Below are 20,803 nucleotides of genomic sequence, written 5' to 3'. Positions count from 1 at the left end.
GGATCTACACCTGTGCAATGCATGGCCTGCGCGCTGGCGCATACGTGGAAAAGTCGAAATCGCACCCTTTACTACGCCTGGTGGGACTGTGGATGTGCTGAGTACAAAATGTGAGTCTGTAGGAAGATGTAAACAGATTTAACAAACAGAATTTTTAATTCGTTTTTATTTAGCTCAAGTTCGCTTTAATTTAAAGGTTTAAAGTAATAAAAACAGGTGTAAAATTATATCTCTAATAAAGTTAAGCTATTACTTAATTGGTGGGGTGAATATTGTTGCTTATTTTATAACTAAACGATAATACACATTGCAAATATAAGTTTGGGACATGGTGATGATGTCAATAAATGGAGTTGGAAGCATTTAATGTTCATGCTAATGGTTCGCTTTGTGATATTTAATATTCTTCATTTATAAATGAGGTGTTGTAAATGTGGAATAAAGAAGCCGCTATAAATTTTGTTAGACATAATGCTCATCCACACGCTACGGGTTATTGTGCAGGGCAGTAACAGCAGCTATCGAACATGGTGGCGTATCATTACATCATGATAATGCTAAAAATATGGGTAAATATTTAGTATTAGCTGGTTTTCGTGAAGTATATGGGAATCCTATAAAAGGTGATGTTGCTATAATCCAACCATATACTGGAGGAAATACAGCAGGTCATATGGCGATTTTTGATGGGCATTACTGGTGGTCAGATTTCAAGCAGGAACATGGCGTGTACCCCGGACCTGGTTATCGTAAAAGTCAGCCTTCGTATAAATTATATAGGCACAACTGATGAAGCGATTAATATTATTTACTTTTCTATTCTCATCATTTGCTTTGGCAGAAATAGTTCCTGCTGATATGCAAGCATTAAAATTCAATGCCTGGTATATAAAGCAGATTACTCATAATATCATCCCAGTTGCAGATAACCCGACGGCATTAGAGCCTTTTGTTAGTATTGATACATTGAATGAATTAAAACAAGCTTATATGAACAATGAGCTTGAAGAGGATTATTTTCTAAAGGTTCAGGATTTTGCAAATGAAGACTGGAGTAAGCATATTAGTATTGATCTAACTATAACTGATCCTATTTGTACCAATGTCTATTTGACATTTGGAACAGGTGAGTCATCTCAAAAAGTCATTGACTGCATGGTAGAAGAAAATGGTGTATGGAAAATCAAGAGCGTGGCTACTCGCCATTAGTTATTGTTTTCACCAATTGAAAATAATCCTGCCGTAATGGCTTCTTCGATGGCGCTCGCAGGTTTGGTTTTACTGACTGCAAGCAACGTAACTTCTTCTGAAGACCGCCCGCAACGTGTCGCGGCGGCTGAGATTTTGTCCCGGACATGTGCCAGGTTATGCGCGATATCGTTCATTTTCCGAGGATGTTCATATGAATATGGAAGAAATAGTGGCCCTTAGTGTAAAGCATAACGTGTCGGATCTACACCTGTGCAATGCATGGCCTGCGCGCTGGCGCATACGTGGAAAAGTCGAAATCGCACCCTTTACTACGCCTGACGTGGAGAATCTGCTGATGTGCTGGCTCAATGAGCAACAACAGGTACAGTGGCAGGAACAGGGGCAGCTGGATTTTGCTATTGCGCTGGCAGGTTCCCAGCGGCTGCGCGCCAGTGCTTTTGTTCATCAACAGGGAACCTCGCTGGCGCTAAGATTGCTCCCGCTTGATTGTCCACGTTTAGACGATCTCCAGACCCCTGACGTCATACCTGAACTGCTGCGCAGTGAAAATGGGTTAATTCTGGTGACAGGCGCTACCGGTAGCGGTAAATCAACGACCCTGGCGGCGATGGTGGCATATCTTAACCAGCACGTTGCGGGACATATTTTGACGCTGGAAGATCCCATTGAATATCGCTACACCAGCCAGCGTTGTCTTATTCACCAACGGGAGGTGGGCGTACACTGCGCTTCTTTTGCCGCCGGTTTACGCGGCGCGCTGCGTGAAGATCCCGACGTCATTTTGCTGGGCGAACTGCGCGACGCGGAAACTATTCGCCTGGCGTTAACGGCAGCGGAAACCGGGCATCTGGTGCTGGCAACGTTACATACGCGAGGGGCGGCGCAGGCCATCGCGCGGCTGGTGGATACCTTTCCCGCACAGGAGAAAGATCCGGTGCGTAATCAGCTGGCAGACAGCCTACGGGCGGTACTTTCGCAAAAGCTGGAGGAAGATAAGTTGGGAGGACGCGTGGCGCTATTTGAGCTGCTCGTCAACACGCCAGCCGTGGGCAATTTGATTCGTGAAGGGAAAACGCATCAGCTACCCGGCGTAATTCAAACCGGGCAGCAGACAGGTATGCAGACGTTTACGCAGAGCCAGCAGCAGCGCCAGGCGCAGGGTCGGCTTTAGTAGCCCTGCTCGAAATAGCTTTCGAGAATAATAACGGCAGAAGCGGAGTCCACTTTGCCTTTATTCAACGCCCGGTATCCGCCTTGTTCGAACAGGCCGGAGCGGGCCTCGACGGTGCTCAAGCGTTCATCGTGCAGCGTTACGGTTACGCCAAAGCGACCGTGAATACGGTTAGCGAACTTACGCGCGCGTGCGGTAAGGGGCTGTTCTGTGCCATCCATGTTGAGTGGTAGGCCGACAATGATTTCATCCGGCTGCCATTCTTTCAGCAGGCGTTCAATCAAACTCCAGTCTGGCGTACCGTCCTGCGCCTTAATGGCGGGCAACGGTCTGGCCGTACCGGTAATGCGCTGACCAACAGCAACACCAATACTTTTCGTACCAAAATCAAAAGAGAGTAATGTTCCGCTCATCAGGCATGTCCCGCCACGCCAGGCATGGTCTGAATATCTATCCCGATAAGCTTCGCCGCATCGCGCCAGCGGTCGGCAATCGGCGTTTTGAATAAGATGTTGAGGTCTGCGGGCGCCGTGAGCCAGGCGTTATCCAGTAGCTCTTGTTCCAGTTGACCTTTTTCCCATGATGAATAACCCAGAGCAACCAGCACTTCGGACGGTTGTTCTTGCGTGCCCAGGGTTTCTAGTACATCGCGGGAGGTTGTGATGATGGTGTTATCTGAGATGCGAATACTGGAGGCAAAGCGTGACGGTGGAGTGTGGAGAATAAATCCACGGTCTTCCGCCAGCGGGCCGCCGAGCATCACTGGTTTATCCAGACGAATGGCCGGATCGCGTTCTTCTGGGGTAATCTTCAGCTTTTCCAGAATCCCTTCAATTTGTAAGTTTTCCAGAGGCTTATTGACGATAATCCCCATTGCTCCGTTCTCATTATGTTCACAGATGTACACCACGGAACGGCGGAAAATCGGATCCTGGAGAGCAGGCATGGCAATCAGAAAGTGATGCTGTAAATTCATTGTCAGAGGTTCTGTTTCCTGGTTCAAAAAAGCAACAGAGCCCAGTATGTGGGCAAAGCTCGAAGATGTCACCCTCTGAAGATAGCATTGCCGGATGACGGCTTCGCCTAATCCGGCCTGCGGGGTGCAATTCCAGGCCGGATAAGACGCGATAGCGTCGCTATCCGGCAACGTATTTATTTCTGTAAACGCGCCTCAATGGCATCCATCAGCATACCGGTAATCGAAACCGGGAACTCCGCTTCAATTTCACGAATACAGGTTGGGCTGGTAACGTTAATTTCCGTCAGACGATCGCCAATGATATCCAGACCGACAAAAATCAAACCTTTCGCTTTCAGCGTTGGCCCAATGCGACGTGCAATTTCCCAGTCGCTGTCGGTCAATGGACGCGGCTCGCCACGACCGCCAGCGGCCAGGTTGCCACGGGTTTCGCCGCCCTGCGGAATACGCGCCAGGCAATAAGGAACGGGTTCGCCATCGACCACCAGGACGCGTTTATCGCCATCTTTAATTGCTGGCAGATAGTTCTGCGCCATGCAGTAGCGGGTACCGTGCTCGGTCAGCGTTTCAGCAATGACGCCAAGGTTCGGGTCGCCTTCCTTCACACGGAAAATAGATGCGCCGCCCATGCCGTCCAGCGGTTTGAGAATGATGTCGCTGTGTTTTTGCCAGAAGGCTTTCAGCTGCGCTTTGTTACGCGTGACCAGCGTTTCCGGCGTCAGGTCGGCAAACCATGCGGTGAACAGCTTTTCGTTGCAGTCGCGCAGGCTCTGCGGTTTGTTGACGATCAGCGTCCCTTTTTCTTCTGCACGTTCCAGAATATAGGTTGCGTAGATGAACTCGGTATCAAACGGCGGATCCTTACGCATCAGAATAACGTCCAGGTCTGCCAGCGGGAGATCCTGCTCGCTCTTGAACTCATACCATTTGTCGTAGTTCTGCTCTACGCTCAGGGTACGCGTATGGGCGCGGGCTTCACCGTTGATCAGATAAAGATCGGCCATCTCCATATAATGAATTTCGTAACCGCGACGTTGCGCTTCCAGCAGCATAGCGAAGCTGGAATCTTTCTTGATGTTGATGCTTGCGATGGGATCCATCACGATGCCGAGCTTGATCATTTTCTTCTCCGTTTATGCCTTAGCCTAGATCGCCAAAACGCACCTGTAGCGCAGTAATGGCGGTGAGCGCGGTTGTCTCAGTACGCAGAACGCGAGGTCCTAACAGAATATCAGTAAACTGATAACGTGCGGTCATGGCAATTTCATCTGCCGACAACCCGCCTTCCGGGCCAATCAGCAAGCGGATGCGCTCCACCGGCAGCGGCAGCGTATTGATGCTGGCGCTGGCGCGCGGATGCAGGTTCAGTTTCAGACCTTCGTCCTGTTCCGCGCACCATGCTTCCAAATCCATTGCCGGGCGAATTTCGGGCACCCGGTTACGACCGCACTGTTCGCAGGCGGCAATGGCGATTTTCTGCCACTGCTGGAGCTTCTTGTTCAGGCGTTCACTGTCCAGTTTAACGCCGCAGCGCTCAGAAAAAAGTGGCGTAATGAGGCTTACACCCAGTTCGATCGATTTCTGGATAGTAAATTCCATTTTTTCACCGCGCGACATCACCTGACCCAGGTGGATGTGCAACGGCGACTCACGATCGTCGAGTTCAGCGTTAAGTACCTTCACGTCCACGCTTTTTTTACTGGCGTGGGTGATTTCAGCGTCGAATACCTGATTGCTGCCATCAAACAGCTGTAGCGCCTGGCCCGGTCCCATACGCAGCACGCGGCCGATATGGTTGGCTGCATCTTCACACAGTGAAATTTGGCTGCCGGAAGTGATTGGCTCAGGGTGATAAATGCGAGGAATGCGCATAGTTAAACATCCGCGTCATGGCCCTGGGCTACGAAAGGCCAGGGCATGGTTAAAAATATTGACGCTAGTGTAGGTTAGCTCTTTTGCGCCTGGCAAGCGCGTTGCACATATGGGTTATGGTTCCCCTGTACCTTTGCAATGCGTTCGTCGCGCTCACACTCCCAGTCGGTGACCGGATATTGCTTATTCCAGGCGTTAAAAAGCTGAGTTTGCTGGCGGGAGAGCGTTAGAGAGTACTGGTCGCGCATGTAAAAATAGGTACGAGCAATGGCACCGCGGGCGCGGGCTGGCGGCTCGGCAACTTTCTCTTTGAAGTCGACCTTCATGGCGCATTGCCCATACTGACCCTCGCCACCGTTCCACTGGCTGTACATGAAGTTAGCGCGATCGCCATTTACCTCACCCACCGCAGGTTGCAGGTTATGCATGTCGCTTTCCATTTTGCGATAGACCGGATCTTTGGCGCAGTTTTTACGCCCTCCGTCCTGCCAGCACTGACGCTGATGACCAAATTGCCAGGCGGGGACAACGTGCTCCCATTCAATTCGACTGGCGCGGTTTTCATTTTTTCGCACTTTATAGCCGCAGGATTCGAGGTCAACGACCCCTTTTTTGCCTTGCCAGTTAATTTTACAACCGCAGTAGAAATCGCCCGGCGCATCGGCGTTAACCTTGACGCCTGCTGCTTTTGCCTGAGAAAAACTGTTGATGCCTTCGGCTAAAACCGGGCCTGAAAACGCAGCGGCTAACAGGGCCGCAGCAAAAGAAAAATGACGGTACATCACAAACTCCGTGTCAAAACGAGCCCGCAACGTAGCGAAAGTTATTCCAGTATGCAATCAGTTAGGTCAGAAAAGTTCCTGATAATTCTGAAGATTATTCTGCAACCAGTGGTTCGCCGCAGTGAACACAGCGGTAGGTGGCCTCACCGCGCACAATGCGGTTATGGCGCCGGACGGTCAGTTGGTGCTCCTGACACTTACAGCGGTAAGTAAAAGTCTTGCGCTGCACCGATTGCAGTTCAAACTGATGCGTGCGCCGGGCCGGTACGCCCAGAACGCTTTCCATCATCCATTTCCACTCTTTCCCGTGTGGCGGCACGCGCCCAAAGTGCTTCCACACCAGTAAATGCGCCAGTTCATGGGGCACAACTTCGTTAATGAATGCGTCGACGTTTTCCATCAGCAGGACGGGATTAAGGCGAATTTCATAGGTTTGTAGCCACGCAGTGCCCGCGGCGGTGCCGCGCTGTTGGTAAACCAGCTTTGGCTCCGGGTATTGGCGTTCGAGCTTGAGATTGGCCTGGGCGAGTTTTTCCCGCAGGCTACGCATAACGGCTTGCTGGATGGCGATAGGGAGACGGGCGGTTTTCATAACGCCAGAGGATAGTGCGACAGGGAAGGGACTGCAAGAGGAAGGCTTCCTCCGCTGGGGAGGAAGCCTTTGGTGATTAGTCGTGTGCGCCAATTTCGCGCAGTTTACGACCCTTCATCAGGTTACGCTCAATGTGTTCCAGAGAGACGTTTTTAGTTTCAGGGATCAGCCACAGAGTCAGGAAGATGAACAGTACGTTCAGGCCGCCGTAGACCCAGAAGGTGTTGGCGCTGCCCAGTGAGTTCAGCATCGTCAGGAAGGTTGCGCCGACGATCATGTTGGCAATCCAGTTGGTTGCAGTAGAGCAGGTGATGCCGAAATCGCGGCCTTTCAGCGGCTGGATTTCAGAGCACAGTACCCAAATCAGCGGACCGGCGCTCATGGCAAAGCCAACGATAAACATCAGCAGCATCAGTACTGCGAAGTATTGTGCGGATGCCGAGTGAATCCCCACGTGCATCATTGTACCCAGCACGCCCATACCAACGGCCATCACGATAAAGCCAAGGATCAGCGTAGGCTTGCGGCCCCAACGGTCAACCAGGCCAATGGCGATAAAGGTTGCCAGCACGTTGGTCAGACCGACGATAACAGTCCCCCACATCTGCTCGGTGGTGTTGGTGTAGCCCGCCAGCTCAAAGATTTTCGGTGCGTAATACATGATGACGTTCATCCCGGTGAACTGCTGCATCACCTGCAACAGAACGCCAAGGAATACCGCACGACGGAAGTTGCTGTTTTCTTTAAACAGCGCCCAGCCACTCTGCTTTACCTGCAGACTTTCACGGATTTCATCCAGCTCGCGTTTGGCTTCTGCGCTGGTGTCACGCAGACGCAACAGGACGCGTTCAGCATCAACAAAACGACGTTTAGCTGCAAACCAACGTGGGCTGTCCGGCAGGAAGATAACGCCGACCAGAAGCAGCAGGGCAGGGATGATGATTACACCCAGCATCCAGCGCCATGCGCCGCTGTAGCTAAACGCTGTATCGGAAAGATACGCGCCCAAAATACCGATGGTGATCATCAGCTGATACATAGAGATCATGCTGCCACGAATCTTTTCCGGGGCAATTTCAGACAGGTACAGCGGCGCGGTATAAGACGCAACGCCTACAGCCAGGCCTAGCAGCACGCGGGAAACCAGCAGGACTTCAACGTTTGGCGCAGCGGCGGAGAACAGTGAACCCGCAACAAACAAGATCGCACCGATCATCAGGCTTTTTTTGCGTCCCAGTTTGAAGGAGAGCCAACCGCTGCCGACAGCACCTACCGCCGCACCAAACATCATGGAACTCACCACCCATTCCTGAGTGTGCGGGGTAATTTGAAACTCGTCGGTGATGAACGGTAAAGCACCGGCAATAACACCGATATCCAGGCCAAAAAGTAATCCAGCCAGGGCTGCCAGAAAGCAGACAAAAAATGTCATGGCTTTGTTGGAATGCCCCGTTTTTTTATTGTCAGGCATGATGCCCTCCGGTTGGGTAGCTAGTTTTGTTGATGTTAAGGGTAGGTGAGTACGGGGTAAAAAAATGCGAATCACATCACATTAGTGTAATCGCTTACACTGTCATTCATGCGGGTTATTAGTTAATTCATTGAAAGTTAACATTATTTATTGGGGTTAAATAATGTTTGTCGTCTGAATTTAAGACAATGATGAAAGATAATGTAACAGTGATGCAAGTGTGCTGGCTAAGAGATGTTAATTCAAGGTAGAGGGAAATATTGTGTGATGTAATCGCTTTCATTTTCATTTAAAGCAATAGTAATCAGCGCGGTTTGGTGATGGATGTGGGAGAGGAAATAGGTATAAAAAAAGACCAGCGCGAGGCTGGTCTTCATAAGCGTTAAGTCTGGTTTAAATTACTTCAGACCGGCAGCGTCGCGCAGCAACTGTGCTTTGTCGGTTTTTTCCCATGGGAAATGTTCGCGACCAAAGTGACCGTAAGCAGCGGTTTCTTTGTAAATCGGGTGCAGCAGATCCAGCATCTGAATCAGGCCATACGGGCGCAAGTCGAAGAACTCACGCACCAAAAGGGTCAGCTGCTCTGAAGGCACTTTTTCAGTACCGAACGTTTCCACCATGATAGATGTCGGTTCCGCCACGCCGATTGCGTAGGAAACCTGAATCTCACAACGGTCAGCCAGGCCTGCGGCAACGATGTTTTTCGCTACGTAACGGGCTGCATAGGCTGCGGAACGGTCAACTTTAGACGGATCTTTACCAGAGAATGCACCGCCGCCGTGACGCGCCATGCCGCCGTAGGTATCAACGATGATTTTACGACCGGTCAGACCGCAGTCGCCCATCGGGCCGCCGATAACGAAACGACCAGTTGGGTTGATGAAGAATTTGGTCGAAGCGGTCAGCCATTCAGTCGGCAGTACCGGCTTGATGATCTCTTCCATAACGGCTTCTTGCAGCGATTTCTGGTCGATATCTTCAGAGTGCTGAGTAGACAGAACAACCGCATCAATACCGACGATTTTGCCGTCGTCATACTGGAAGGTTACCTGGCTTTTTGCATCCGGACGCAGCCAGGATAAGGTGCCGTTTTTACGCACTTCAGCCTGACGCTGCACCAGACGGTGAGCATAGGTAATAGGTGCTGGCATCAGCACGTCGGTTTCGTTGGTTGCATAACCAAACATCAGGCCCTGGTCGCCTGCGCCCTGTTCCAGCGGATCGGCACGGTCAACACCCTGGTTGATGTCCGGAGACTGTTTACCAATCGCGCTCAGTACCGCGCAAGAGTTGGCGTCAAAGCCCATGTCGGAATGCACATAGCCAATTTCGCGAACCGTGTTACGGGTGATCTCTTCGATATCAACCCATGCGCTGGTGGTGATCTCACCGCCAACTAAAACCATACCGGTTTTGACGTAGGTTTCGCAGGCAACGCGTGCTTTTGGATCCTGTTCCAGGATTGCATCCAGCACAGCATCAGAGATTTGGTCAGCGATTTTGTCAGGATGCCCTTCTGATACGGACTCGGACGTAAAAAGGTGTTTTGCCATATTTAATTTCACCTAAGGAGAATTTGGTTAGCTCAAACTGTCGAGTGGAATAGCCATGTGTAGAAGATTCTACCATGAGTCTGCAGATGACGGACACTGGCAGTCTGAGTGTTAATCGGTATAGATGGATTAACATCTGGACGGCTATTTTAGGACAGTTCTTCGCCTGATTTCCAGCTTTTTTTGATTGAGGTCGCATTGTACTGAAAATGTAACTGGAAATTTTTCCTGACGGTGCTGGCAATGTGCATATTTATCTTTTGCATTTTCGTACTGTTGTCGGTATAAAACGCGGCGCGCGGCTCATATAAAAGCACACGACGTTTTCATCGTGTTGCCACTTCCAGCCGGGTTAAAACTTTAGCTTTGGCTTGTGGGTTCGTTCCGTAAGGAGCAACCGTGGAGGTGATACGAGATAATGAACCGTTGTATTCTGCAGAATCTGTCGCACCGTTCTGGTGTACATATGTCCCCCGCAATCTGCATCTCTGCTTTGCATACCTGTCGATGTTATATACACAAAATCATTTATGCTGCGTCGAGGCGGCAAGTGAATGAGTCCCCTGAACGTACGAGTAGTACGTGACTGGGGCGAATGAGCGTAGCCAACAAAGAGGCTGCATGAAGGATGAAGTGTATACCCATCTCGGCGTATCTCAGGACTCAAGAGCCGGTAACGGTCACTAAGAACTGAACAAGGGCGCTCTTGGTAAACAAGAGTTTTCTCGTGGTTTCGCCGAACCGTCAGCATTAAGTTCGGTTACGTGTTTACATTGATATGAAAAAGAAACCGGTCGCACAGTCGGAGCGTCAGCACTATCTGCTGCAAATTCTGCCTGTATTTGGGTTGTTATCGCGTCTTCGGATTGCGATAGTAGTCAACTGTTTTACACTTGTTAATAAAATTTGAGGTTCGCTATGTCTGACGACATTTCTTTGGGTTCGCCTTCGTCAGCAGGCGAACACGGTGTACTACGCTCCATGCAGGAGGTTGCAATGAGTTCCCAGGAAGCCAGCAAGATGCTGCGTACTTACAATATTGCCTGGTGGGGTAATAACTACTACGACGTCAATGAACTGGGTCACATCAGCGTGTGCCCGGATCCGGACGTACCCGAAGCGCGCGTTGACCTTGCTGAGTTGGTGAAAGCCCGTGAAGCGCAGGGCCAGCGTTTGCCTGCATTGTTCTGCTTCCCGCAGATCCTGCAACACCGTCTGCGTTCGATTAACGCCGCGTTTAAACGTGCCCGTGAATCTTACGGTTACAACGGTGACTATTTTCTCGTTTACCCGATCAAGGTCAACCAGCACCGTCGCGTGATTGAATCGCTGATCCACTCTGGCGAACCGCTGGGGCTGGAAGCGGGTTCCAAAGCTGAACTGATGGCCGTTCTGGCCCATGCCGGAATGACCCGTAGCGTGATCGTGTGTAACGGTTATAAAGACCGCGAATATATCCGTCTGGCGCTGATTGGCGAGAAGATGGGCCATAAGGTCTATCTGGTCATCGAGAAGATGTCTGAAATCGCTATCGTGCTGGATGAAGCTGAACGCCTGAATGTCGTTCCGCGTCTGGGCGTGCGTGCGCGTCTGGCGTCGCAGGGCTCTGGCAAGTGGCAGTCCTCCGGCGGGGAAAAATCGAAATTCGGCCTGGCGGCAAACCAGGTGCTGCAACTGGTCGAAATTCTGCGCGAGCGCGGTCGTCTGGACAGCATTCAGTTGCTGCACTTCCACCTTGGCTCGCAGATGGCGAACATTCGTGATATCGCCACCGGCGTACGTGAATCGGCGCGTTTCTACGTTGAGCTGCACAAGCTTGGCGTCAATATCCAGTGCTTCGACGTGGGCGGTGGTCTGGGCGTGGATTACGAAGGTACCCGTTCGCAGTCTGACTGTTCTGTAAACTACGGCCTGAACGAATATGCCAACAACATCATCTGGGCTATTGGCGACGCCTGTGAAGAACACGGTCTGCCGCATCCGACGGTAATCACCGAGTCTGGCCGCGCGGTTACCGCGCACCATACCGTGCTGGTATCTAACATTATCGGCGTTGAGCGTAGTGAACACACAGAAGCAACGCCTCCGGCTGACGATGCGCCGCGTGCTCTGCAAAGCATGTGGGAAACCTGGCAAGAAATGCATGAACCGGGAACTCGCCGTTCGCTGCGTGAATGGCTGCACGACAGCCAGATGGATCTGCACGATATTCACGTTGGTTACTCTTCAGGTACCTTTAGCCTGCAAGAGCGCGCGTGGGCTGAGCAGCTTTATCTGAACATGTGCCATGAAGTGCAGAAACAACTCGACCCGAGCAACCGCGCGCATCGCCCGATTATCGACGAGCTGCAGGAACGTATGGCGGATAAGATTTACGTCAACTTCTCGCTGTTCCAGTCGATGCCGGATGCGTGGGGGATCGATCAGTTGTTCCCGGTAATGCCGCTGGAAGGACTGAACCAGGTACCTGAGCGCCGTGCGGTGCTGTTGGATATCACCTGTGACTCTGATGGCGCTATCGACCACTATGTTGACGGTGATGGCATTGCGACCACTATGCCGATGCCGGAATACGACCCGGAGAACCCGCCGATGCTGGGCTTCTTTATGGTGGGGGCGTACCAGGAGATCCTCGGCAACATGCACAACCTGTTTGGTGATACCGAAGCGGTTGACGTGTTCGTCTTCCCTGACGGCAGTGTGGAAGTTGAGCTGTCTGATGAAGGGGATACCGTGGCGGATATGTTGCAGTACGTGCAACTGGATCCGAACACCCTGCTGACGCAGTTCCGTGACCAGGTGAAAAACACCGATCTGGATACCGAGCTGCAGCAACAGTTCCTCGAAGAGTTTGAGGCCGGTCTGTACGGTTATACTTATCTGGAAGATGAGTAACGATAAATGCCTGCTGGCGCTACGCTTACCGGGCCTACGAAAGTAGGCCGGATAAGGCGAAGCCGCATTTGTGGCACTTACTTGAATCCGTACAAAATAACGGCGATAATTTGCCGTAAATATGCAGCTACCAAATCAATCCCTTCCTCGTCGGGCTTAACGACGCGGAGGGGATTTTTTTTCATCGATTTTTAAAGAGGTCAGTACATGAGCACCTTAGGTCATCAATACGACAACTCCCTGGTTTCTAACGCCTTTGGTTTTTTACGTCTGCCGATGAACTTCATGCCATACGAAAGCGACGCCGATTGGGTGATCACCGGCGTACCGTTTGATATGGCAACGTCTGGCCGCGCGGGCGGGCGTCATGGTCCGGCGGCAATCCGTCAGGTTTCCACTAACCTGGCGTGGGAACACAACCGCTTCCCGTGGAACTTCGATATGCGCGAGCGCCTGAACGTGGTGGACTGCGGCGATCTGGTTTATGCCTTCGGTGATGCGCGTGAAATGAGTGAAAAACTGCAGGCGCATGCTGAGAAGCTGCTTTCTGCCGGTAAGCGTATGCTCTCCTTTGGCGGCGACCACTTTGTCACGTTGCCGCTGCTGCGCGCGCACGCTAAACACTTTGGTAAAATGGCGCTGGTGCACTTTGATGCCCACACCGACACCTACGCGAACGGCTGCGAATTCGACCACGGCACTATGTTCTACACGGCGCCGAACGAAGGGCTGATCGATCCGAATCACTCTGTGCAGATTGGTATTCGTACCGAATTCGACAAAGACAACGGCTTTACCGTGCTGGATGCCTGCCAGGTGAACGATCGCAGCGTAGATGACATCATCGCCCAGGTTAAGCAGATTGTCGGTGATATGCCGGTGTATCTGACCTTTGATATCGACTGTCTGGATCCAGCGTTTGCGCCGGGTACCGGTACGCCAGTGATTGGCGGTCTGACTTCCGATCGCGCGATCAAGCTGGTACGTGGTCTGAAAGATCTGAACATCGTCGGGATGGACGTTGTTGAAGTGGCTCCGGCTTACGATCAGTCAGAGATCACCGCGCTGGCAGCGGCTACGCTGGCTCTGGAAATGCTGTACATCCAGGCAGCGAAAAAAGGCGAATAAGTTGTTTTGCCGGATGGCACTAACGCTTATCCGGCCTACAGCTGGTTGATGTTTGTAGGCCGGATAAGGCGTTCACGCCGCATCCGGCACGATTAACGGTTATTTGATCCCGTCTGCGCTCATGCGATCGCGAATATGTTGCGCACGTTCTGCGGATGCCGGGTGATCGTCAAACATTGAGCTTTGACGTCCAGCTTCCAGTTTGGCCAGTTTCTCAAAGCTGGTGGCTAAACCTGCCGGATTGATCCCGCGTTTGCGCAACAAATCATACGAGTAATCATCCGCCTCGGATTCCTGACGCTGGGAGAACTGCGAGTTCACCAGTTTCTCGCCAAGATCGCCCAATTGCGACTGCGACAGGCTGCCGACAATGCCGCCAGCGGATGCCGCCGCTGCACGTATGGCGTTAGTACCCAGCGCAACCTGCATACCTTTTTTCACGTGACCCAGCGCGACGTGGCCCATTTCATGGCCGATTACCGCTTCGACTTCGTTGTCGGTCATCATATCCATCAGGCCGCTGTACACGCGGATACAGCCGTTTGCCATGGCAAAGGCATTCACATCTTTCGCCATATAGACTTTGTAGTTCACCGGCTGGCCGTTTATGTTATCGCCAAGCGCGGCGGCGATTTTGCCAAGACGCGTTGCGTACTCGCTGCTGGCCGGAGCGATAGTAGCCTTGCTGTCCATATCTTTACAGGCCTGATCGCTCAGCGCTTTTACCTGAGCATCGCTCAGACTGTAGGCCTGAAAAGCCTCCGCGCCAGAAGAAAGCAGTCCGTTGGAGTCCATGTTCTGGCAGCCGGTCAATGCCGCAGCCATGCTCGTAGCAAGCAGTAAAGCGCGAATTTTCATTTTTTCTCTTCCGCACAAAGTCAGGATTATTCTAAAAATTACGTCGTTTGCAGGTGAACCGACGCTCGGCCTAAGTATAAAGAAAAGAACAATACGCGGGCGAGAAGATTGCGCAACTTGCGCGCATGATCCAGAGATTTCTGAAGCGGCAAAAGGATGCTCCATGTACATGACACGCGGCTTGGGTTACATTGTTGGCACTTTTTTCCGGCGTAGCCCAAAACGCGCTGTCGTCAAGTCGTTAAGGGCTCAGCCTTCATTATCCGATCTGGAGTCAAAATGTCCTCACGTAAAGAGCTTGCCAATGCTATTCGTGCGCTGAGCATGGACGCAGTACAGAAAGCCAAATCCGGTCACCCGGGTGCCCCGATGGGTATGGCTGACATTGCCGAAGTCCTGTGGCGTGATTTCCTGAACCACAACCCGACTAACCCGTCCTGGGCTGACCGTGACCGCTTCGTGCTGTCCAACGGCCACGGCTCCATGCTGATTTATAGCCTGCTGCACCTCACCGGCTACGATCTGCCGATGTCCGAGCTGCAGAACTTCCGTCAACTGCACTCCAAAACTCCGGGTCACCCGGAAGTGGGTTACACCGCGGGTGTTGAAACCACTACAGGTCCTCTGGGTCAGGGCATTGCGAATGCAGTGGGTATGGCTATCGCTGAAAAAACGCTGGCGGCGCAGTTTAACCGTCCAGGTCACGACATCGTTGACCACTTCACCTATGCTTTCATGGGCGACGGCTGCATGATGGAAGGTATCTCTCACGAGGTATGTTCCCTGGCTGGTACGCTGAAGCTGGGTAAACTGGTTGCGTTCTACGATGACAACGGCATCTCTATCGATGGCCACGTTGAAGGCTGGTTCACCGATGACACCGCGAAGCGTTTTGAAGCTTACGGCTGGCATGTGGTTCGTGGCGTTGATGGCCACGATGCTGACGCCATTAAACGTGCAGTAGAAGAAGCACGCGCAGTGACCGACAAACCGTCCCTGCTGATGTGCAAAACCATCATCGGTTTCGGTTCTCCGAACAAAGCGGGTACTCACGACTCTCACGGTGCACCGCTGGGCGATGCAGAAATCGCACTGACCCGTGAACAGCTGGGCTGGAAATACGCACCGTTCGAAATCCCGTCTGAAATCTACGCGCAGTGGGATGCGAAAGAAGCCGGTCAGGCAAAAGAAGCTGCATGGAACGAGAAGTTCGCTGCTTATGCGAAAGCCTACCCGCAGGAAGCGGCTGAATTTACCCGTCGTATGAAAGGTGAGATGCCGTCTGACTTCGACGCAAAAGCGAACGAGTTCATTGCTAAGCTGCAGGCTAATCCGGCGAAAATCGCCAGCCGTAAAGCTTCTCAGAACGCGATTGAAGCCTTCGGTCCTCTGCTGCCTGAATTCCTCGGCGGCTCCGCTGACCTGGCACCGTCTAACCTGACGCTGTGGTCTGGTTCGAAAGCGATTAACGAAGATACCGCCGGTAACTACATCCATTACGGTGTGCGTGAATTTGGTATGACCGCGATTGCCAACGGTATCTCGCTGCACGGTGGTTTCCTGCCGTACACCTCCACCTTCCTGATGTTTGTGGAATATGCCCGTAACGCGGTGCGTATGGCTGCGCTGATGAAACAGCGTCAGGTCATGGTCTACACCCACGACTCCATCGGTCTGGGCGAAGACGGCCCGACTCACCAGCCGGTAGAGCAGGTTGCTTCTCTGCGTGTGACCCCGAACATGAGCACATGGCGTCCGTGTGACCAGGTTGAATCCGCCGTTGCGTGGAAATACGGCGTTGAGCGTCAGGACGGCCCGACCGCGCTGATCCTCTCCCGCCAGAACCTGGCACAGCAGGAGCGTACCGAAGAGCAGCTGGCAAACATCGCTCGCGGTGGTTACGTGCTGAAAGACTGCGACGGTCAGCCGGAACTGATCTTCATCGCTACCGGTTCTGAAGTTGAGCTGGCTGTGGCTGCGTGGGACAAACTGACTGCCGAAGGCGTGAAGGCTCGCGTGGTTTCCATGCCGTCTACCGACGCGTTCGACAAACAGGATGCCGCTTACCGTGAGTCTGTGCTGCCGAAAGCGGTTTCCGCTCGCGTTGCAGTGGAAGCAGGTATCGCTGACTACTGGTTCAAATACGTGGGCCTGAACGGCGCAATCGTCGGTATGACCACCTTTGGTGAGTCTGCTCCGGCAGAGCTGCTGTTTGAAGAGTTCGGCTTCACCGTAGACAACGTTGTCGCGAAAGCAAAAGAACTGCTGTAATTTCGATTACAGGTGAAAACGGGTCGCTCAGGCGGCCCGTTTTTTTTTGCTTTTCCGGAACGCGCCGCGCGTTGCGCAATCGCACGGCGCAGTCTGCTATCCAGACCGTCTGCGGCATCGTTGAAGGGCTCCGGGACTCGGACCTCGCGCTGGTGATTAGATGTAGGTTAGGGGGCTTTCTGATTTAAATCAGGGTGTGTAACACGACAACGAAATAATTTTGCTACGGTTATTCGTCATTCTGGAATATGGAATAAATTTAGCGTTGAAGGGCGTTAAAATGTGACGCAAGTCAGATAACTGTGTTCTGTTGCTGGACAATCATTCCTTTTATTCCGCGTTTCGCTTATTCTAGCTGAAGCGTTTCAGTCGATTAAATGTTCGACAATTAACCAATTAGTCGCAGTTTGCGACAGGTAAGGTTTCCCTGAGCGATTTGCTGCATTACTCTGTCTGCCACATCGTTTCTGAGAAATCCTTGCAGGAGACCTATGACCGTACGCGTAGCGATTAATGGTTTCGGTCGCATCGGACGCAACGTGGTTCGTGCTTTGTATGAATCCGGGCGTCGGGCGGAAATCACCGTGGTGGCAATCAACGAACTTGCGGATGCTGCAGGCATGGCGCATTTGTTGAAATATGACACCAGCCATGGACGTTTTGCCTGGGATGTTCGTCAGGAACGTGACCAGCTCATCGTTGGCGATGACGCTATCCGCATTCTGCATGAGCGAACACTCGATGCACTTCCATGGCGCGAACTGGGTGTCGACATCGTGCTGGATTGTACGGGGGTCTTCGGCAATCGCGAACACGGCGAGGCGCATATTGCCGCTGGTGCAAAAAAAGTGCTCTTTTCACATCCTGGTAGTCACGACATCGACGCAACCGTTGTGTATGGCGTTAATCAGGATCAGCTGCGCGCTGAGCACCGGATCGTTTCCAACGCTTCCTGCACCACGAATTGCATAATACCCGTCATTAAATTGCTGGATGATGCTTACGGCATTGAGTCTGGTACCGTCACCACGATCCACTCTGCGATGCACGATCAGCAGGTTATTGATGCTTATCATCCTGACCTGCGTCGCACGCGAGCGGCCAGCCAGTCGATTATTCCGGTTGATACCAAACTGGCGGCGGGCATCACGCGAATTTTCCCGCAGTTTAACGATCGTTTTGAAGCGATAGCGGTGCGTGTACCAACCATAAATGTGACGGCGATCGACTTAAGCGTGACGGTGAAAAAACCAGTAAAAGCCAGTGAAGTCAACCAGTTGCTGCAAAAAGCAGCACAAGGTGCATTTCATGGTATAGTTGACTATACGGAATTACCGTTGGTCTCTGTAGATTTTAACCACGACCCGCACAGCGCCATCGTTGATGGTACGCAAACGCGTGTGAGTGGCGCTCACCTGATCAAAACGCTGGTCTGGTGTGATAATGAATGGGGCTTTGCTAACCGTATGCTCGACACTACGTTAGCGATGGCTGCTATTGGTTTCAGGCTCGACGCTTGAGCGTCGACAAAACTTTATGAATCAACGAGAGGATTCACCATGTCTGTAATTAAGATGACCGATCTGGATCTGGCTGGTAAACGCGTTTTTATCCGTGCGGACCTGAACGTACCAGTTAAAGAAGGGAAAGTAACCAGCGATGCGCGTATCCGTGCTTCTCTGCCGACCATCGAACTGGCCCTGAAACAGGGTGCGAAAGTGATGGTAACTTCCCACCTGGGTCGTCCTACCGAAGGCGAGTACAACGAAGAATTCTCTCTGCTGCCGGTTGTTAACTACCTGAAAGACAAACTGTCTGCTCCGGTTCGCCTGGTAAAAGATTACCTGGACGGCGTTGAAGTCGCTGCCGGTGAACTGGTAGTTCTGGAAAACGTTCGCTTCAACAAAGGCGAGAAGAAAGACGACGAAGCACTGTCCAAAAAATATGCTGCGCTGTGCGACGTATTCGTAATGGACGCTTTCGGTACAGCTCACCGTGCACAGGCTTCTACTCACGGTATCGGTAAATTCGCTGATGTAGCTTGCGCAGGCCCGCTGCTGGCTGCTGAGCTGGATGCGCTGGGTAAAGCACTGAAAGAACCTGCTCGTCCGATGGTTGCTATCGTTGGCGGTTCTAAAGTTTCCACCAAACTGACCGTTCTGGATTCTCTGTCAAAAATCGCTGACCAGCTGATCGTTGGCGGTGGTATCGCGAACACCTTCGTTGCCGCTCAAGGCCACAACGTGGGTAAATCCCTGTACGAAGCTGACCTGGTTGACGAAGCTAAGCGTCTGCTGACCACTTGTGACATCCCGGTCCCGACCGACGTTCGCGTAGCGACTGAATTCTCTGAAACTGCACCGGCTACTCTGAAGTCCGTTAGCGATGTGAAAGAAGACGAGCAGATCCTGGACATCGGCGACGCTTCTGCACAGCAGCTGGCTGACATCCTGAAGAATGCGAAAACCATTCTGTGGAACGGCCCGGTTGGCGTGTTCGAGTTCCCGAACTTCCGCAAAGGTACTGAAATCGTTGCTAACGCTATCGCAGACAGCGAAGCGTTCTCTATCGCAGGCGGCGGTGACACCCTGGCAGCAATCGACCTGTTCGGCATTGCTGACAAAATCTCCTACATCTCCACTGGCGGCGGCGCTTTCCTCGAATTCGTGGAAGGTAAAGTATTGCCAGCAGTAGCGATGCTCGAAGAGCGCGCTAAAAAGTAAGCATTTAATGGGCAGGGAAACCTGCCCAATTATTAGCGCGCTTTAGAGCGCGCGCCCTTTCCAAGGCCGAAGATACAGGATTCGTAATATGTCTAAAATTTTTGATTTCGTAAAACCAGGCGTAATCACTGGTGATGACGTACAGAAAGTTTTCCAGGTAGCAAAAGAAAACAACTTTGCTCTGCCAGCTGTTAACTGCGTGGGTACCGACTCCATCAACGCCGTTCTGGAAACCGCTGCAAAAGTTAAAGCGCCGGTAATCGTACAGTTCTCCAACGGTGGTGCTTCTTTCATCGCGGGTAAAGGCGTGAAGTCTGACGTTCCTCAGGGCGCTGCAATCCTGGGTGCTATCTCTGGCGCGCATCACGTTCACCAGATGGCTGAACACTACGGTGTTCCGGTTATCCTGCACACTGACCACTGCGCGAAGAAACTGCTGCCGTGGATCGACGGTCTGCTGGACGCGGGTGAAAAACACTTCGCAGCAACCGGCAAACCGCTGTTCTCTTCTCACATGATCGACCTGTCTGAAGAGTCTCTGGAAGAGAACATCGAAATCTGCTCCAAATACCTGGCGCGCATGTCCAAAATGGGCATGACCCTGGAAATCGAACTGGGTTGCACCGGTGGCGAAGAAGACGGCGTGGACAACAGCCACATGGACGCTTCTGCACTGTACACCCAGCCGGAAGACGTTGATTACGCATACACCGAGCTGAGCAAAATCAGCCCGCGTTTCACCATCGCAGCTTCCTTCGGTAACGTTCACGGCGTTTACAAGCCGGGTAACGTTGTTCTGACCCCGACCATCCTGCGCGACTCTCAGGACTATGTTTCTAAGAAACATAACCTGCCGCACAACAGCCTGAACTTCGTCTTCCACGGCGGTTCCGGTTCTACTGCTCAGGAAATCAAAGACTCCGTAAGCTACGGCGTAGTGAAAATGAACATCGACACCGATACCCAATGGGCTACCTGGGAAGGCGTTCTGAACTACTACAAAGCGAACGAAGCTTACCTGCAGGGCCAGCTGGGCAACCCGAAAGGCGAAGATCAGCCGAACAAGAAATACTACGATCCGCGCGTATGGCTGCGTGCTGGTCAGGCAACCATGATCACCCGTCTGGAACAGGCTTTCAAAGAACTGAACGCGGTTGACGTTCTGTAATTTACGCCGTTCTACATGACATGAGGCCCGCAAATGCGGGCCTTTTTTATTGCCATTTCAATATGCTGCTGGCAGAGAATTCTGTGATCTGTTTGGCAAAATCCAGGTTTATTGTTTACCCTTGTCAG

General features: G+C 52.1%; 18 protein-coding genes and 3 pseudogenes. 11 read left to right on the top strand and 10 right to left on the bottom strand.

All coding sequences use genetic code 11. The features are described from left to right. Together OGX89_RS23900 and OGX89_RS16475 are read left to right on the top strand one after the other, a co-directional pair. Positions 1-79, top strand: a pseudogene (locus OGX89_RS23900) (hypothetical protein); the annotation flags it as partial. A 710-nt stretch (positions 80-789) separates the two neighbouring features. Then, positions 790-1,209 (top strand): DUF3828 domain-containing protein, encoded by a 420-nt coding sequence (locus OGX89_RS16475; protein ID WP_126956593.1) that lies wholly within the window; start codon positions 790-792, stop codon positions 1,207-1,209. A 5-nt stretch (positions 1,210-1,214) separates the two neighbouring features. Here OGX89_RS16475 and OGX89_RS16470 read toward each other — a convergent pair. Next, a pseudogene (locus tag OGX89_RS16470) lies at positions 1,215-1,385 on the bottom strand (YggS family pyridoxal phosphate enzyme); the annotation flags it as partial. Positions 1,386-1,402: 17 nt separating this feature from the next. On the opposite strand from OGX89_RS16470, the gene OGX89_RS16465 reads away from it, so the two are divergent. Next, positions 1,403-2,383 (top strand): type IV pilus twitching motility protein PilT, encoded by a 981-nt coding sequence (locus OGX89_RS16465; protein WP_003825426.1) that lies wholly within the window; start codon positions 1,403-1,405, stop codon positions 2,381-2,383. On the opposite strand, the gene ruvX is transcribed toward OGX89_RS16465, so the two are convergent. From ruvX to metK, 8 genes are all read right to left on the bottom strand, one after another. Further along, positions 2,380-2,796 carry a Holliday junction resolvase RuvX gene (gene ruvX, locus OGX89_RS16460; protein ID WP_003825428.1) on the bottom strand — a complete coding sequence of 139 codons (417 nt, stop codon included), beginning with the start codon at positions 2,794-2,796 and terminating at the stop codon, positions 2,380-2,382. The two genes, OGX89_RS16465 and ruvX, sit on opposite strands and share 4 nt — an antisense overlap. After that, positions 2,796-3,359 carry a YqgE/AlgH family protein gene (locus tag OGX89_RS16455; protein WP_003027086.1) on the bottom strand — a complete coding sequence of 188 codons (564 nt, stop codon included), beginning with the start codon at positions 3,357-3,359 and terminating at the stop codon, positions 2,796-2,798. The genes ruvX and OGX89_RS16455 overlap by 1 nt, the downstream gene beginning before the upstream one ends. A 176-nt stretch (positions 3,360-3,535) precedes the next feature. Then, complete coding sequence (gshB, locus tag OGX89_RS16450; RefSeq protein WP_003027083.1) at positions 3,536-4,483, bottom strand: glutathione synthase; 948 nt, start codon at positions 4,481-4,483, stop codon at positions 3,536-3,538. 19 nt (positions 4,484-4,502) lie between these two features. Beyond that, a complete protein-coding gene (rsmE, locus tag OGX89_RS16445; protein WP_008785768.1) occupies positions 4,503-5,234 on the bottom strand; it encodes a 16S rRNA (uracil(1498)-N(3))-methyltransferase in 732 nt (243 codons plus the stop codon). A gap of 74 nt (positions 5,235-5,308) precedes the next feature. Continuing rightward, entirely contained in the window at positions 5,309-6,016 is a 708-nt protein-coding gene (endA, locus tag OGX89_RS16440; protein ID WP_003825437.1) for a deoxyribonuclease I, read from the bottom strand. 94 nt (positions 6,017-6,110) lie between these two features. Beyond that, entirely contained in the window at positions 6,111-6,608 is a 498-nt protein-coding gene (locus OGX89_RS16435) for a SprT family zinc-dependent metalloprotease (RefSeq protein WP_126956595.1), read from the bottom strand. A 76-nt stretch (positions 6,609-6,684) separates the two neighbouring features. Next, positions 6,685-8,079 carry a galactose/proton symporter gene (galP, locus tag OGX89_RS16430; protein WP_126956597.1) on the bottom strand — a complete coding sequence of 465 codons (1,395 nt, stop codon included), beginning with the start codon at positions 8,077-8,079 and terminating at the stop codon, positions 6,685-6,687. 398 nt (positions 8,080-8,477) lie between these two features. Beyond that, positions 8,478-9,632: a methionine adenosyltransferase gene (gene metK / locus OGX89_RS16425; protein WP_020996311.1), complete on the bottom strand. Its 1,155-nt coding sequence runs from the start codon at positions 9,630-9,632 to the stop codon at positions 8,478-8,480. A 418-nt stretch (positions 9,633-10,050) separates the two neighbouring features. Between metK and yqgG the strand changes: the two are divergent. From yqgG to speB, 4 genes and pseudogenes are all read left to right on the top strand, one after another. Continuing rightward, positions 10,051-10,152, top strand: a pseudogene (gene yqgG / locus OGX89_RS16420) (small protein YqgG); the annotation flags it as partial. A gap of 258 nt (positions 10,153-10,410) precedes the next feature. Next, a complete protein-coding gene (gene yqgB, locus OGX89_RS16415; protein ID WP_003027062.1) occupies positions 10,411-10,542 on the top strand; it encodes an acid stress response protein YqgB in 132 nt (43 codons plus the stop codon). 8 nt (positions 10,543-10,550) lie between these two features. Further along, positions 10,551-12,527 carry a biosynthetic arginine decarboxylase gene (speA, locus tag OGX89_RS16410; RefSeq protein ID WP_071692619.1) on the top strand — a complete coding sequence of 659 codons (1,977 nt, stop codon included), beginning with the start codon at positions 10,551-10,553 and terminating at the stop codon, positions 12,525-12,527. A gap of 207 nt (positions 12,528-12,734) precedes the next feature. Next, positions 12,735-13,655, top strand: coding sequence for an agmatinase (gene speB / locus OGX89_RS16405; RefSeq protein WP_003825449.1), 921 nt, complete (start codon positions 12,735-12,737; stop codon positions 13,653-13,655). A gap of 99 nt (positions 13,656-13,754) precedes the next feature. Here the strand turns inward: speB and loiP are convergent, their stop codons facing one another. Further along, positions 13,755-14,513, bottom strand: a complete 759-nt coding sequence (gene loiP / locus OGX89_RS16400) for a metalloprotease LoiP (RefSeq protein ID WP_126956601.1) — start codon at positions 14,511-14,513, stop codon at positions 13,755-13,757. A gap of 279 nt (positions 14,514-14,792) precedes the next feature. Here loiP and tkt point away from each other — a divergent pair, with 279 nt between their 5' ends. The 4 genes from tkt (at position 14,793) to fbaA (ending at position 20,675) form a co-directional block, all read left to right on the top strand. Continuing rightward, positions 14,793-16,784, top strand: a complete 1,992-nt coding sequence (gene tkt / locus OGX89_RS16395; protein WP_003825453.1) for a transketolase — start codon at positions 14,793-14,795, stop codon at positions 16,782-16,784. Positions 16,785-17,275: 491 nt separating this feature from the next. Next, positions 17,276-18,304, top strand: coding sequence for an erythrose-4-phosphate dehydrogenase (epd, locus tag OGX89_RS16390; RefSeq protein ID WP_008785759.1), 1,029 nt, complete (start codon positions 17,276-17,278; stop codon positions 18,302-18,304). A gap of 39 nt (positions 18,305-18,343) precedes the next feature. Further along, positions 18,344-19,507, top strand: a complete 1,164-nt coding sequence (gene pgk / locus OGX89_RS16385) for a phosphoglycerate kinase (protein WP_003027032.1) — start codon at positions 18,344-18,346, stop codon at positions 19,505-19,507. An 88-nt stretch (positions 19,508-19,595) separates the two neighbouring features. After that, positions 19,596-20,675, top strand: a complete 1,080-nt coding sequence (fbaA, locus tag OGX89_RS16380; protein WP_003027029.1) for a class II fructose-bisphosphate aldolase — start codon at positions 19,596-19,598, stop codon at positions 20,673-20,675. Positions 20,676-20,803: the final 128 nt, after the last annotated feature.

The organism is Citrobacter sp. Cpo103 (assembly GCF_030332605.1).
Lineage (GTDB): Bacteria > Pseudomonadota > Gammaproteobacteria > Enterobacterales > Enterobacteriaceae > Citrobacter > Citrobacter portucalensis.
The sequence above is the reverse complement of the archived record's forward strand: the minus strand, read 5'-3'. Positions and strand labels throughout refer to the sequence as shown.